At 66.0% G+C, this 15,807-nt stretch carries 4 protein-coding genes; all 4 read right to left on the minus strand.

The genetic code is table 11. From position 1 onward, the window contains the following. The 4 genes from AB0H84_RS15625 to AB0H84_RS15640 are packed head-to-tail and all read right to left on the minus strand — an operon-like array spanning position 1 to position 15,534. Positions 1-6,465: a DEAD/DEAH box helicase gene (locus tag AB0H84_RS15625; RefSeq protein WP_357603772.1), complete on the minus strand. Its 6,465-nt coding sequence runs from the start codon at positions 6,463-6,465 to the stop codon at positions 1-3. Next, a complete protein-coding gene (locus tag AB0H84_RS15630; RefSeq protein ID WP_357603774.1) occupies positions 6,462-11,636 on the minus strand; it encodes a class I SAM-dependent DNA methyltransferase in 5,175 nt (1,724 codons plus the stop codon). The genes AB0H84_RS15625 and AB0H84_RS15630 overlap by 4 nt, the downstream gene beginning before the upstream one ends. Then, complete coding sequence (locus AB0H84_RS15635; protein ID WP_357603775.1) at positions 11,633-14,506, minus strand: DEAD/DEAH box helicase; 2,874 nt, start codon at positions 14,504-14,506, stop codon at positions 11,633-11,635. Before AB0H84_RS15635 ends, AB0H84_RS15630 begins: the two co-directional genes overlap by 4 nt. Positions 14,507-14,514: 8 nt before the next feature. Continuing rightward, positions 14,515-15,534, minus strand: a complete 1,020-nt coding sequence (locus AB0H84_RS15640) for a serine/threonine-protein kinase (protein WP_357603776.1) — start codon at positions 15,532-15,534, stop codon at positions 14,515-14,517. Positions 15,535-15,807: the final 273 nt, after the last annotated feature.

Consider the following 15,807-nt stretch of genomic DNA (forward strand, 5'->3'; position numbering starts at 1 on the left):
TCACCGTCCTCCGATCCGGTCCGCCAGCTCCTGCGGAGTCCAGCCCTGCACGTTGCGTACGTCCCATCCGGCATCCGTGTATGCCGCGTTCCGCTTGCGCGCCTCATCGTCGTCTCCGGCGAGCACGATGCCCACCTTCACGCCTGGCCAGGCGATTTCGGCCTGCCACGCCTGGTCACCCAGTTCGAATCCGACATCATCGACGGCAGGAGCGGGTACCCCGAGATCTGCAAGGAGACGCACGAACTCAGCCAGGCCAGGCTCCTCCGGGTCGAGCAGGTCGTAAACCTGTTCCCAGCCCGTGTCGCTCTCCATCGGTACAGCAGGCGCAGCCTCGGGTTTCCGCTGCACTGGCACGGTTCGAGTGCCGGACGTGCTCTCCTGGGTGCCGTCGTCATCCTGGAGGTCCTCGTCCAGCGGCAGCAGGCTCAACGCAGACAGGAGGCCCGCACCACCCGCCGCCGCGAGCAGAGAGGGATCGAACGCGTCCAGTCCCGTGAGCGCGAGTTGGCCCCCGTCCCCGGCTCCCGCGTCAAGGAACTGCAGGATGTTGCCCCAATACAGCCAGGCAGCCCAGCGTTTCCTATGCGCCGACTCATCCGCGACGATCGTCGCCTTGGTGTCGTCGATGACCGCGAACGCCGTCCAGGCGTATCCGGATCGCTGATCGACCACCACCGCGACAAGGCAGCCATCGCTGTCCGAAGCCCTCATGATGGCCAGCTTGCCGGGGAGCGAAGCAGGCAGCGGCTCACCACGCAGCGCGGCGATCAGCCGTTCGGGGACGCCATCGGTCCCGCTGACCGATGGCGCCTGTGCCAGGCGCAGGAGACCGGCTGTCACGGCTTCGGCGCGTCTGAGCCACAGCTCCAAATCCGGGTTACCAAGGAACGCCAGCAATGTGTCGACGGGGTTGGTCCACATGGTGCGGACCAGTTCGTCGGGGTCGCGTCCGGGGCTGAACTGCCGGTAGGTCTGCCGTGCGGCAGTCCGGGCGTTCCCCTGGTAGGGGGCTCGGAGCGGTTCGCCCGCCGGGACGGGTCCGAAGCCACGCCGTTCCCATTCGTCGATGTCGTCCCACGTCAGCTGGAAGACGACGCGCCCGTGCGCGCGCAGCATGGCCCGCTTCGCGGCATCGCCCGCTAGGCGGTTCTTGTCCGGTGCGGCGTGGTAGCTGTAGCCGTCGAGGTAGACCGCGACCTCCAGAGGAGCGTCGTCGAGGCGGCGGAACAGCACATCGGGGCGGGTTTCCCTGATGGTGTTCTGTAGGATCATCTGCCAGTGCACGATCGCCCCGTCGGGGCCCTCGATGCGCAGGTCGGCGACCCTTTTGCGGTTGATGTGGCCGGCGCGAGCGAGCGTGCCGGGAGTGTCCGCCTGGCGTGCCCACGCTTCCAGACCTCCCAGGAAGCGGGCTTCCAGCTCGCTTTCCACTTGATCCCACAACGAGATCGCGTCAGTGGTGGCGACGGCCTTGGTCCGCCAGTCCTCCAGCAGATCCTTCAGCATGGCCAACGCCTCGGCCCTACTGACCTTGTCGTACTTGCTGCCGGGCACGTGCGAGAGCAGGCACCTGTGGCAGGCCGCCTTGTTCGGGTCGGTGGCGCAGACGCAGGTGGCGACGATGTCGAACGCCGCCTTCAGCACCTGGTGGAACTCCTTACGATCGGACAAGCGTTGGAGGTAGCCGGTGCCTCGCGGAAGAGTGTCGTGCAAAACGAGGAAACGTCGCTGCCGTCCGGTATCCGGGTCGGGCATGGTGGCCGTGACGATGGCGAGATGGGAGGGGTCACCGCCGTAGCACGCTGCGACGCCTGCCATCAGGGCGGCCTCGAACGAGACCATCCGCTCCTCGATCAGCAGCGTGGCAACGGGCAGCAGGATGCGCAGCGCCTCGGTCTCCAGCTCGTGAGCGAGGATCAGCTTGACGTGCTCGACGTCTTCCGAGGCCCGCCGGTAGGGGCACCATTGCCGGTGGTGCTTGCGGGAGGGGTCGGCGAACGAGGAGGCTACCGGCCCGACAGTGGCGACCATGGCCGGAGGCCCGTCCCAGCTCGTGCCGCCGCAGGCCGGGCAGGTGTAGAAGGGGTTGAGCCGGACGTCCTCCCCTGCGAACCTGCCGGTGGCGGGCCGGTCGTGGCGGGTGGTGCCCAGGTTGAACCGGCGGATGATCGCCTTGCGGGTGAAGTCGACGCCGAAGGTGGTCCTGGCGTGACGCCAGGAGCCATCCTCGATGTCGGCGGATTCGATGTCGACCGCGACTGCCTGTTCGTAATACCGGCGCTGCCGGTCGTCGTGGTCGTCGCGGATCTGCGCGTCGTCCCTGCGGTCATAGGAGGTTACGCGGGTCGGGCGGAGCACGCCGTACAGGCATTCGCGGTCACCGATCGCCTGGTTGCCGCAACGTGGGCACGGGCTGGTGTCCTCGGCCGCCAGCGTGGTGCGCACGTAGCCGCAGTCAGGACAGACCCGCCAGTGTTGCCAAGCGGGACGGGCTGGGGTCCCTATGTCCAGGCCGGTGACCTGGTGCTGGTAGCCCTGCATGTAGAAGGAGTTGCCTGGGGCGAGTTCGGTGAGCGCGAGCCGGGCCGGACGTGGGTATTCACGCACCTCGCTGTGGTAGCGAGCGGCGGCATTCGGTGATTCGTCCTCCCACGTGAGGGTGGCCTCCAGACTGGTCGTGGAGTCGATCAGCGAGTAGTTGGGCAACAGCCCGAGCTCGACAAGGGCGCCTTGGGCATTCTCTCTGCCGATCTCGCTGATACGTTTGGCGATGCCTCGGCGTTCAGCCCCCAGCGCACGTTTCTGAGCCCGCTGGATGGGGTCGGACTCCACGAGGGGTTCGATTGCCGCGTCGATGGCCGCCAGCCGGTCACGGAGATCGGCCAGTCGCTCGTCCCAGGTCAGCGCCGCTTCCTTGATGTCCTGGGCAAGACCTCTGATGGCGAACTCGCGGAGCTCTGCGGCAGCGGCACTCTCGGAGACCGTCGCGTCGAACAGGGTGAGGAATTCTGCCACGAGGGTGGACCCGTCACGCAGGGCGGCCGCCGAGAACGCCTCCAGCCAGCCGGTGTCGCCGAACAGGGCGGAGGCTCGCTGGGGCAGCGGTGCCGCGCCCTGGAGACGTCCGCGGGCGCACAGGTCTACAAGGTGGGCGACGTACTGCCGGCGGAGGATCTCCACCGCCTTGAGGTAGCTGCCAGGCGGGATGATCTCACCCGCTATCATGTCGCGGGGTTCGCCGAGGAAGTACAGGTCACGGGGAGCGCGGCCGACCAGGGTGACCAGGAACGCGTTGCCGGTGCGGCGGCCTGCCCGGCCGACCCGCTGCACGTAGTTGGCGGGGCCGGGCGGGAGCGAGGCGAGGACGACGGCGGACAGGTCGCCGATGTCGATGCCCAGCTCCAGGGTCGGGGTGCAGGCCAACACGTTGGGGTCGTTGTAGCGCTCGCCGTCACGGAAGCGTTGCTCGACCTGTTCTCGTTGCTTACGGCTGAGTGCCCCGGTGTGCTCGGCGGTGACGACGCGGAAGGCGCCTTCGCGGCCGAGGTAGAGCTGCCGATAGTAGTCGCGCCGGTAGTCGGTGTCGGTCCGCTGGGTGAGACTGCCGGTGCAGCGGTAGCGGGGGCAGGGGTGACCGTGCCAGCCGTCGATGAGGTCGGGATGGACAGTCTGCTCCCAGGCACAGGTGTCACAAGCGACACTCGCCTGGTCGGCCTGCGCGTTGTCCAGCAGTCGCACCTGAATGTGGCCGGGCTGCAGGCCGTAAACGCGGGTGGAGCCATCGTCGGCGGTCCGCGCTGACACGACGCCTTCGGCGGCCAACACGGGCAGGATCCGGGCCAGGTAGTCACCCGCCGTGCCCTTGCCGAGACCGAGGCAGCGCTTCGTCCAGTCCTGGTACCAACCCTGCTCAGCGTCGATGCGGTCGAACTCCGAACCGGTCTTCTTCCGGTCGAGCAGGAACATAGGGGCTGACAGGCCGCGGGGGAAGGCAGGCATACCTTCTGGGCGCTTCCCCCAGATCGCCGTGTAGCGTTTGGTGCCGGCCACGCCGATCCACCGGTCCAGCCAGACGTGCTTGATCGCGCCACGGGTGCGGAGCCGTTCCAGCAGTCCCCTGAGGTAGGCCAGGTAGCGGTCGTCAGCGGCGAGCTCGACCAGCCCCTGCACCTCCAGGTGCTTGTCGCGGGCGAGCGCGGTGACCCTCTCGGGGTCGGGCAACACGACGTCGACGGCGGCGGTGTGGGTGAGTTCGAGGGTACGGCCCTGCCGTGAGCGCAGTCCCATTTCCATGACGGCGGCAAACGCCAAGCGCTCCCCAATGAGGTCCCACGCCTGCGCGGAACCACTAGTCTCGCCGGACAGGATGGCGTCGATCTCGTCGCGGTCGTGCAGGTCGGGAGGGACCACGGACGGGAGCACCTCGCGGTCGCTGGCCGCGGCGATCAGGTCAGCGACCAGGTCGTTGAGCAGTGTCGGCACCTCAGGGTCGAGTCGTGAGGCGAGCAGACGGCGCAGCGAGAAGGCGTAGGAGCGGTTCGCGACGAATCCCGCGCGGTGGGCCGCGTCCTGGACGGAGTCGTTGAACAGCAGGGTTTTGCGCTGCTTCTGGTCGAGCTGGTTGCCGGCGAACAGCTGGGTGATGGTCACCGAGGCGAGCGACGCCAGGCCCGCGCCGAGGAAGCGGATACCCTGGTCCATGTTGCAGGCCGGGCAGCGGTCGGCTTCGGCGGCGCGGTTGGCCTCGGTTTGAGTGCGCAGGTCGGCTAGGACGAAGACGTCGTCGCCTTGGCCGAAGGTGTCCTTGGCGGGATCGACGGGGCGTACCCGGTCGCCGGTGAACACCATCACACCCGGTGTCCTGCCGTCGACCTCGCTCCGGGTGGCGACCAGCAGCGGACGGACGCGTTTCTTCTCCGACCCCACGGCGGCCTGGTAGATCTTGTCCGGGCTGATGATCAGCTCGGCGGGGTCCCTTTCAGGAGAGAACGCGGCCCAGCCCGAGCGGCCACAGTGGCGGCAGTAGACCGACGGCAGGAGGCTCTTGCCGAGCACATTGAACGTCGAGTCCGTGTCCAAGACCGGCAACTCGCCCACCCACGCAAAGGCCGGGCGGTGGTCGACCAGGCGCAGCAGTCGCGATACCGCGCGCACCCAGATGTGCGTCTCAATGTGCAGGAGCGACCGCTGAGGGTCGTCGGGGTTCTTCGCCGCCGACAGCAGCGCGATGAAACGGGCCAGCGCGGTCGCGGCCTGGGCGGGAGACTTGCGGATGGCCTGGCCCCAGTTGTAGGCGCCTCGGCGCGGCAAAAGTTCGAGCATCTCCTCCAGCGTCGCCGGGCCGCCGCTGAGCAGGTCGAGCACGGCCTGCGTGAGGATGTGCGTCTTGAGGATCCTGCCCAGCTCCTGCGGGCTGAGGCCATTTCTGCCGGTGACGGCGGCGGCGATCTGATCCATCGCGCCGGGGTCACGCAGCGGGTCGCCGAGCAATGCCAGGTCCTGCGGGTCGGGCAGCGGCAGCGTCACATCGATCTCACCGATGAATTCCTCAGCGGTGAGACGGTCCTCGCCGATCACGGCGTCCTTGGAGAACGGCGTGCCAAAAACCTGCTCGGCGGCTTGACGGATGAGGCCGTCACCACTGCTTTCACCCAGGGTGGCGGAGGTGGCGACCGGGCAGATGTCGCCGAGGGGTTTCCCCGGCCGGGAGTGACCGGTGGCCGCTGCGAGGCGGCGCAGCAGCATGGCCACGTCGGTGCCCTGCGCACCGTCGTAGGTGTGGAACTCGTCGACCACCACGTACGCCAGGTCGACGTCGTTCCACAGCGTAAGGTCGTCGACTCGCTGGAGGAGCAGGTCGAGCATCTTGTAGTTGGTGATGAGGATGTCCGGTGGGTTGCGGCGGATTTCGTCGCGCCGGGTCATCACGTGCTTGTAGCCGACCTCCGGGGTGTCGCCGATGTAGAGGGCGGCAGTGACGTCCTGCAGGTTGGGCTGGCCGAGGTAGTCGTTGAGCCGATGGGCCTGGTCGGTGGCCAGGGCGTTCATGGGGTAGAGCAGCACCGCCTTCACGCCGTACCGCTCCCGGCGCTTTTCCCTGCGGCAGTGATCGAGGATCGGGACGAGGAACGACTCTGTCTTGCCCGAGCCGGTGCCGGTCGTGATCAGTGTCGGCTCGGCGGCCTTGAGGAGCGTGCTGAGCCTCCGGAACGCTTTCGCCTGGTGCCGGTACGGGGTCCACTCCCCCGGCGGCTTCCACTCCAGGCATTCGTCCCAACCGGCCTCAGCGGTTTGGAAGGGGGTGCGGATCCGCAGATACGGCCCGCGGAAGATGCCCTGCTCGGGGTGGTTGAGGAACCGCTCCAGAGCCTCCCTGACTGGCTTCTCGGCGAGGGCGAAGGTCGTGGTGAGGTACTGGGTCAGGTTCCGCTGGAGCTCGTCAGCGGCGAGCGTCGGCTTCACACCTCACCGTCCTTTTCCTGTACGGCTTGCGCCCGGCGGAGCCGCTCGGAGAAGACCGCGTGGGCTTGGCGGTATTCGGCTTCCCGGTCGGCCTTGTAGAAGGGTGCGGTGTAGCCGTCCGGCACCGGACCCTTGATCTCGGGATCCAGGTGGGCCATGAGCTGCTCGTAATGCTCCTTGCGCTGGATCTGGCCGATGGTGCGGTGGTTGGCCGCGAGCTTCCAACCTTCGGCGTCGAAGTAGAGCCCTTCCTCGAACCGGTTCATCACTGGGAAACGGGCCCGGTACATGGCAATGAGCGCGTCCACATTGATGCCCATCCAAACAGCGACGAGAGCGTCTAGTTCGACAAGTGCCGCCCGGCGGGACCGCTCGCTACGTAGCGGTGTCGCGTAGTCCCATGCGGGGCCGACGCCACCGAGGGCGAACAAACCATCCCAGGTACAAGCCCAGGTCTCCTCCTTCCAGGCGTCGTCGTAGAGCTCCTCCCAAAGGTCGCTGTAGGCCGTGGTGAGGCAATTCAGGCGAAGGGTCCGGAGGAGAAGAGGTGAGGCGAGGGGATGATCGGGGTTGCCGAACGGCATCGTCTTCGCGCTGCTTATTCGCAGGTCGCCCTTTCCTGTGATCCGCACGAAGTAATCCGCGGGGAGCGCGGCCCAGAAACCTGATGCAAGGGCGGTCAGACGACGGTCAGACAGTGCCAGGCTGTGCACCAGATCGACATGCGCAGCCCCGGGAGGTACCAACGAGGCATAGACGCTTCGTTCTGTATCCGGGGCGATCTGCCGCCGCCACGCCATCCGATAGAACTCTGTATAGCGTCGCTGGCACCGGCTGATCAGATGAGCCCGAATCTCTTGATCGCTAACCGCCCCCTCCCCCTTGTTCTTGGCCTCAGCGACAGCCGTGCGAGCCGCTGCAATCTCGGCGGGGTCGTGACTCCACCGTTCCAGAAGTTGGAAATCGGTCCAGAGATCCTGGGCACTTTCGTACGTCTGGCGGTCGGGAACCCTCCGATACTCCGTCTCGGGGACTTCATCCGGATCCAACGTCATCAGGTTCAGTCCGAGAACGTCGTTGCTGCCCGCCGTGGGGGATTTGAACAGTGGTGTCGCCAGCCCGAGCTGTACCCCCTTGAGGATTACCTCAGCCCAGTCGCCGGGCTTGGAGAGGTCATAGGTGATTAGTCCAGCGTCCTTGGCCCCGCTTTCGTGATACCCCGGTGAAACCTGAGGTTCGAACGATCCCAGTCGGACAGGGTAGTCAGCCAATCCCCGGATGGCGGCGGCTTCCGCCGTGCTCACCGGCGAAAGTAGCCGAGTCTGCTCGACCGCCAGGTCCGTCTCTCCGGTCAGACGCTGCCACTGAGCCAGAACATCACGGTCTACTCGGACAATCCTGGAACGATGCGGGCGTTCATCCAATTCACCCTTGTAACGGACGCCGGGCGGGTCGCCCGCCCCACTATGCGCGGCGGACCCGCGCAACGCCTCAACGGAGAAGAGCCATGACAGATGGTCGAAGCCGATCTCTCCTGCGACTCCATAGATATGTACTCCGAAATGCGTGGACTCTCCCACGGGCTCAGGGAAAAACCGATGGCCTGGGTTCACGAAGTCACCGTGCACCAGCAGCCGCCGGTACGCCGCCTCTCGAAGGGCCGCCTCCCGCTCACCAGTGAAGTGAGTGTCGGGATGAATGAGCCCGATGGTCCCCGCCGGAGCGGCATTGGCCCAGGTCCGGCTCATGAAAGCCCGATAGAGATCCGGCTGGGTACCGACGAGCAGTGGATACGTCTGGGACGACTTGAAGAAAGCAACTGTCCCACTCGTCTGTGCCCGCTCACGAAGAAATGCCCCGCGAACAGCGAACGACTCAAGCGCCAAGCCCCGGCGCGCGGCCTTCTCCGCCACCGATGCCTTCTCGGCAAGCTTGAACCAGGGTTCGAACTCGGCCAGCACACCCAGCTCATCCCATTGCGGGCGAACCCACGGAGGGTTGCCGACTTGAAGGTCGAACCCTCCGGCACTCGCTATCTGTGCGAAGTGGAGCTCCCAGTGGAAGAACCCCTGTTCCTTCGCGATCATCTCGACGGTATGCAGCCATGGGAATCTCGCGGCGATCTTGTCCGGGGACTCCATTCTCATCCAGCCAACGATGTCGTCCTCGTGGTGCTCCATCTCGTCGAGCGTCGTGAACGTCGTCGCGAAACCCTGCTGGGCTCCCGTCTCGCCGTAGTCGATGTCCACCCGGCCGAGCACCGCCTCAGCGAAGTTCAGCCAGTCGTCGAGGTCGGCGAGCGGGATGACCGGCCGGAGTGGTTCAAGGGCCGTACGCTTGCGAGCGGGTTTCGGACGGTTCGTCCGGGAATCCTTGATCTCCTGGGCGAGCCCGTCCAAGCCGAGTTGCTCGTCCCCCACCGGGAACAGTGGCTCTTGGGCTTGGACCCGGAACCCGATCGACTCCTCAATCTCCGGAAGCCGCACGGCAACGGACTTGGGAAGGTTCTCGACCGCAGCAGGGATCGCGGGCGCCAGCCGTACATAGACGTCGTCGGAACCGTCGAGCAGCCCGACACGGTCCAGTGGCCAGAACCACAGAGCGCACCAGGCGTCCATGATGGTCTTCAGCCGCCAGTACGGAGTGCCGGGAGCGACTAGATCGCCGTAGACCTTCTCCTTGGCCACCGCGTCGGCGGGTTGCTCAATCCAGTCCGCGCCCCAGACATCGATCTTGCGGCTGATCTCCCGCTCCGAGATGCTCAAGCGTTGGACGACCAGGCCCCACAGGTATTCGGCCCGCCCGGACAGCGCCTGAAGCCGCTGCAACTGCGTGAGCTTTTGCCCCTGCCGCCGCTTCTCGGAGACCTTGCCCCTGATCTTCTTCCCCCAGGCTGCGAGCTGCTTGGCCTGGTCGGAAGCGAGCTCCTTCGCCTCCTTGGCCCCCGCGACGGCCCCCCATCCCGCGGCTGGCAGCAGGAAGTGGTGAACCTTCCCCTCCGGAAGCTCTCCGGCGGAGAACGGCAAATCCTCAGGGGCTGTCTTGAGCCAGTCCCCCTTGGTCAGCGCCGCCGGGCCGTACACGCGGCGCCCCGCGCCGATGAGCGAGTTGCCCCGCCGCAGGTGCAGCCCGAACCAGGGTGCCTGGAGCCCGGGGTACATGACGTTGAGCCAGAGGGAGACCTCGGCTAGCTCGATCGCGGTCTCGTTGAGGTCGACGCCGTAGGAGTTGTGCAGGGCGATGTACGCCTTGGCCTTCTGCCACTCCTCCTCGTACCGTTCCGGGTCGATGTCGACGCCGCGTTCGCGCTGGCGCCGCTTCAGGTACTCGGTGGCTACCTGGTTGATCGCCTCGTTGAGGAAGGCGCCCGATCCGAGGGCGGGCTCGCAGATCTTCCAGCCGAGAATCTCCTGGGCCGTGGTGGTCGCGCCGTCCTGATCCAGGCGATGCTTAAGGGCCAACTCCACCGTGACTTGGGTCAGCGATTCGGGGGTGTAGTAAGAGGCGCTGGTCTGCCGGTCGCGGCCGGCGAGGCGGTAGACGAACGCGCCCTTCGCATGATGCTTGAGCCCGCCGGTGTCGGCGTCGTAGACCTTGACGTCGTCTGGGTAGTCGTCGACCTTCGACGCCGGGATTGTCCACGTGCCGCCCTGGTCATCGCCCTTCTTCGCGACCTCGTAGAGCTCCTCGGCGGAGATGAACCCGGTGTAGGACATCAGTCCCTCGTACACCGCACCAAGCTGGTTGATGCCGAGCTGGGCGTAGGAAATGAAGCCGCCGCGCTCGTTCTTCTTGCCCTTGGTCAGCATGAGGTTGCGCAGGACCCGGTAGAGGACTTCGTTGCGCAGCCGGGTGTCGATCCTCGGCGCGTCCGGGTCGTACTTGCTGTAGCCGGGGACCAGGATCGCGTCCCGGCCGATCAGCTTGGTCTTCGATGGCTCGAACAGGTCGGAGCGGAGCGGCTCAAAGCGCAGCCCCTCCCCTTCTGAGGTCTCCTCGACGGTTCCGGCCCGTTCCCGGTGACCTTTGTTGACCATGCGGAAGAGCAGGTCCAGCGACTCGTACAGGTGGAAGGACTGCTTGGCCTCCTCCCCCACCAGGTCACGCACCACGAGGTCGCCGAGCCGGGCCAGGCTGTAGCCCTTGCCGTAGTCCTCGTCGTCGGTGGGGAGAATGCCCAGCTCCGGCCGAGCCTCGGCGTAGAGAAGGAACAAAATCCGGTAGAGGTAGCGCAGCGCCTCGCGGCCCAGCTCCTTAGCCAGGGCTCCAGGCTCCATGATGTCCTCGGGCTGGACCGGGACCATGCCGTTCTCGGAGGGCCGCCTCGCCTGGCGAATCCGGTTGAGCACCTCATTGGCGATCAGCTCGACGGACGTCTGAATGCCTCTGCGTAGTTCCCTGTCCACGCCGACTGCGTGCTGGCGGGAATTGGACAGCAGCTCGGTGAGCCGGTCGGAGCCGCCCTCCTCCGGAGGCAGCAGCGAGTCCGCGCCGAAGAGCGCCGCGATCAGATCCAGCTCGGCCTGGTTGTTCCGGCTCAGCACCACGTCGAGGTTGACGGCCAGGTAACGGCCGTCACCCCAGGTCGCCCGGTCGGCCAGGGTGACCACTCCCCCAGCGAGGATGAGCACGTAGCGCAGCCCGATGTCACTATTGAGCAGCCACGAGGCGAGCTTCGTCGCGGCGGTGATCTGTTCACGGTTGTCGAGCTGGACGGGGACGAGGAGTTCGCCGGCGATGGCGGCCTCCGCAGTGGAGGCCCAGCCGCATTCGATGGCGGCAAGGTGCCGTTCGACGTGGGCAACGTGGACGATGTGCTCCCGGCCCGCCCGTTCGACCGTCAGCTCGCGGGGCTGCGCCTCGTAGCCGAGCGCGCGGAGGATGTCGCCGTGCAGTTCGTTCAGTTCTTTGCGCCACTCGACCATGTCATCCGGGTTGACGGGTTCGCCTTGGCGGAGCCGTACGTCGAATTCCGAGAAGAACGGGCGGTCGGCGAAGTAGGGCTTGCTCAGCGCGCGCAGCCCCCTGCGCGGAGTGGTACGGCCGGCCTTCTCCTCCTCAGCCCACCGGGTGAGCAGGCCGTCCTTCTTCTTCAGGTCCTTAGGCAGAATCTCGGCCAGGTAGTGGGCCGAGAAGTAGTCGCCGCGGTTGACGATCGAGTCGAAGCTCACTGGTGCCCACCCCCGGGAATCAGTACGGCGAGGATCCGCAGCAGCGGCTCACCAGTGGTCTGCATGGAATCGAGGAGACGTCGCTGCTCGTCAGCGGTACGACGGGCGCGATCGGCCTGGGCTTTGGTGCGCGCTCCGTCCAGGGTGAGCTGCTCCCAGTCGGTGAGCCGTTCGCGGTAGAGCTCCAGCGGACGAACAACCTCCGCGTCGTAATGTGCGCGCCGCTTTTCCAGATGAACGCGCGCGATGTCGACGGCGGGCTTGACCAGTTCCTGCAGCGGGGCGAGGTCCACTGGACGATCCGGATTGATCATCCGTGGTCCGACTCCGGCGCGCCTCAGAACCTCGACCATGTCAGCGTCCTGGACAGCGGAGCCGGTGACGGCCATCCACTCGACGACCGTGGGCTGGCCCAGCTTGTTGGAGTAGATGCCCTGGATGAGGAAGGTCGGCTCGGTGACGTCGGCCATCATGACGGGGGCCTTTTGGCGGCCGAGTTGGACCAGGACCTTGTCGGTGAGCCAGTCGACCAGGGGATGCAGGTCGGACAGGTAGGCGATGTCCGGCCACATGGTCTTGCTGTTGCGGGCCTCATCGAGCTTGCGTTCCGCAAGGCCACGGTTGAATGTGACCTTCATCCGTTCCTTGATGTCATGCGTTCGCAGGTAGGAGGCGGGCAGTGCAGACAGCCGGTGGATCAGGTCCTTCGGCGGTGTGAAGGCGAGCATCTCACCGTCGTCTTCGAGATCGCCGAGCAGCTTCAACTCCTTGATGGACTCCTTGACGAACTCCTCGGTGCTGTCGAACAGCTTCGGTGTCGTGGCGAGCAGCGGGTCGGGGTTGGCGGGCTCGTCGCCCACACCCGCGAGCAGCCCGGCCAGGAAATCACCCGCGGGGTGTGCCTCAATCGATTCCTCGACTGTCTTGCCCGCGAGCAGGTCCTGAATGAGTCGCCGTTCTTCGCGCTCGGCCCGGTATTCGCCGGTGACCGCCTCGGCCGTGCCCAGGCTGTGATGCGCGGACTCTTCCTTCGCGAGCAGTTTCTCCGCGACGAGGCGGTCGTCCTTCGCCTCCCGGGGATCCTCCAGTCTGGACGTCAAGATCAGTGCCTTGAACTGGGGGTTGTGCTTCTGGCGGTAGCGGTCGATACGGCCGTTGCGCTGCTCGATGCGGATGAGGCTCCACGGCACGTCGTAGTGGATCAGGTGATGGCACTGCTTGTGGAGGTTGACGCCCTCGGAGGCGACGTCGCCGGTGAGTAGCACACGGACCTTGCTATCACTCAGCGAGAAGCGTTCGACGATCTCCTGCTGGTGGGTGTCGGAGAATCCGCCATGCATGATCTCGATGGCACCTGGCTCGGCCAGGCCGAGCCTTTCGGGTAGTACCCGCTTGAGCCATTCCAACGTGGGGACGCTCTCGGAGAAGACCACGACTCGGGTGGCGCTGCCGGGGGCTACGCCGATGTCCGTGAGCTGCCTGGTCAGCGCGGTCAACTTGGCTGAGTCGTCGTCGGTCATCTCCAAGACCAGCCGACCGAGACTCAGCAGCGCATCACGCTCCCGGCCGCGCGCAACGGACGGTTCGTTGACCAGTTTGCCCAGCTCCACCAGGGGGTTCTGGTCCCGCTTAACGCGAAGCGCGGCCTTCTCCTTGGCCGCCTTCTTGTCTTCCGCATCGATCGATCGCACTCGGTTGACGACCGTCGCAGCGAGAGCCACATGGGAGGAGAGGAACGACTTGAGCAGGGTGTAAGGGAAGAGCCTGTGCTTCTGATCGACGACAGAGCCGCCTTCGCGCTGATCTCCGGCCAGCCAAACTTCGCGAAACTCATCGAAGATCCGCTCCTCGGTGGGGCTCGCCGCACATCTGACGGGGATCGACGGACCACGCTCGGGCCACCTGCTGCCCATCCGGTCGCGAACCTCGGGACTGACCTTGGTGCGCCGGATGTAGAGATGTTCGATGTCCTCCGCCGAGTAACGCTCGTCGTTGGCGATGGCCGCCGGGTCGAGCATGCGGATCAACTCGGCGAAGGACTTACTGTCGCCGTTGTGCGGGGTGGCGCTGGCCAGCAGAAGGGCGTCGGTCCGCCGGGACAGCAGCCTGGCGAGCCTGTTGCGCGCGGTGGTCTCGCCCATCAGGTTGTGCGACTCGTCGATGACAACCGCGTCCCAGTGCAGCTTCTCCAGGTGCTGGCCGTACTTGCCCTCATTCTTCAGGGTGTCGACGGAGACGATGACCCGTTTGTAGTAGGTGAACGGATTGCGGCCCGCGGGGATCTCACGCTGGATCCGTTCGACGCCGATCGAGTCGAGACGGACCAGCGGGATGGAGAAGCGGGTCCACAGTTCGTGCTGGAACTGTTCCAAAACCTGCTGCGGGGTGACGACCAGGATGCGCTCACCCCGCCCTCGCCTGATCAGTTCGGCGAGGATGAGACCGATCTCAAGGGTCTTGCCCAGTCCGACGACGTCGGCGAGCAGGATACGTGGACGCAATCCCCTCAGCGCCAGCTCCGCCGGGCGCAGCTGGTAGGGCAACGAGTCCAGAAGGAACCTGTCGGACAGAGCCAGCCCCTTCTCGGTCTGCGGGAGAGGAGTCCTGCGCAGAACCGCCTCTAGGAACAACCGGCCGGCCGCGAAGTGATCCGTCCTGTCCTGCTCCAGGATGGTGTCCTCGGGACGCATCAGTTCGATGTCTTCGATGTCGGTGAAGAAGACGCCGTCCTCGTCACGGACGAACTCCGACGATCCGATGGCCGTTACCTTGAACCCCTGGGTGTAGGTCAGGGGCGCGCAGGTACGGACGATCCACTCTGCGTCCCGGACGAGGATCCGGGCGCCGGGCGGGTACGGGGTCTCGGACACTGATCTCCTCAGAAAGGGGCGTTGCAGGCGTAGGTGCCGCGCAGTCGCTCCGCGAGCAGGGCCACGACGGAGCCCGGGACGACCACCTCCGTGAGGTCACGTCGCTTCGGTAGAGGCGGATCGACCTCGGGAGGGTCGGTGTCGCGCACGATGTAGGTTGTGACGGCCAGATGGCGGACTGCGACTGCGAGGGTGATCCCATCAGCGGTCGCCAGGTCGCTCAACCATGCTCTGACCCGCGGGATATCGGGGCGTGCCGCCGGATCGTGGGCGAGCATCGCGGCGATGATCGACTCGAAGCCGTCCGGCAGGCCGCTCAGGTCCGGGGCAACCTCCGGGTTTGTCAGGTCAATGAGCATCTTGTCCCTGTTCGGGCGACCGTCGTAGGGATAGTGCTTGGTCAAGGCGAACAGGAGTGTCGCCCCCAGGGCGTGTATGTCCGCGGCCACGGTGACCTGCGTGGGCGCTGTGACCTGTTCGGGCGCCATGCAGACTGGGGTACCGAGCATCGACGTGTCGGTCGTGAGATCGGTAGGGCCTTCAGTGAAGGCGACCAGGCCCAGGTCGATGACCTTGGGGCCATCAACACTCATCAGGATGTTTGCTGGCTTGAGGTCGCGGTGAATGAGACCCGCCTGATGAAGGGCGGTGAGGGCGTCGGCGAGCACCACTCCCAGGGCCGCAGCGTCTACCGAGCCGAGCGACTGCTGCGAATCGACGAACTCGCGCAGGTTCAGGCCGCGAACGTAGTCGACCGCAAGCCAGGGCTTGTCGGCGTCCTCCTCGGCGGCGTCCACTAGGGCCGCGACGTAAGGGCTCTGGACTGTTCGTAACGCGTCGATCTCCCGAGTGAACCGCTCACGCACCTCGACCTTGTCGAAGAACTCCTCCCGGATGACCTTCAACGCCACCGGCTCAGAGTCAGGCGTCACGCCGTAGAACACCTGGCCCATACCCCCGCTACCGAGCCGACCGTGCAGCACGATGTCTCCGATCTGTCGAGGGTCGGAGGGCTTCAGTGGATCCATGCTCACCGCCTCACCGGCAACGCCAAGCTCGACCTCTCCCTGCGGACATCGGGAGATCGTGCGTCACATCCTAACGGACACATCAGGGATCAGTCGACACGACAATCTCTATTGTGCACTGAGTTCACGGTGCGCTTTATTTATGGTGCACGCTCACCCCCGACAGGGACCCCGCGACGACCCCGCCCTACGGGCGCATCTCGCGTGGCCTCCCATCACGATCACCAGCCGAGCCTTCACGAGGACCCCGACTTGCCAACAGCTTCCCGTACG

Origin of the sequence: Nonomuraea sp. NPDC050786, from assembly GCF_040654115.1 — a bacterium.
GTDB lineage: Bacteria > Actinomycetota > Actinomycetes > Streptosporangiales > Streptosporangiaceae > Nonomuraea.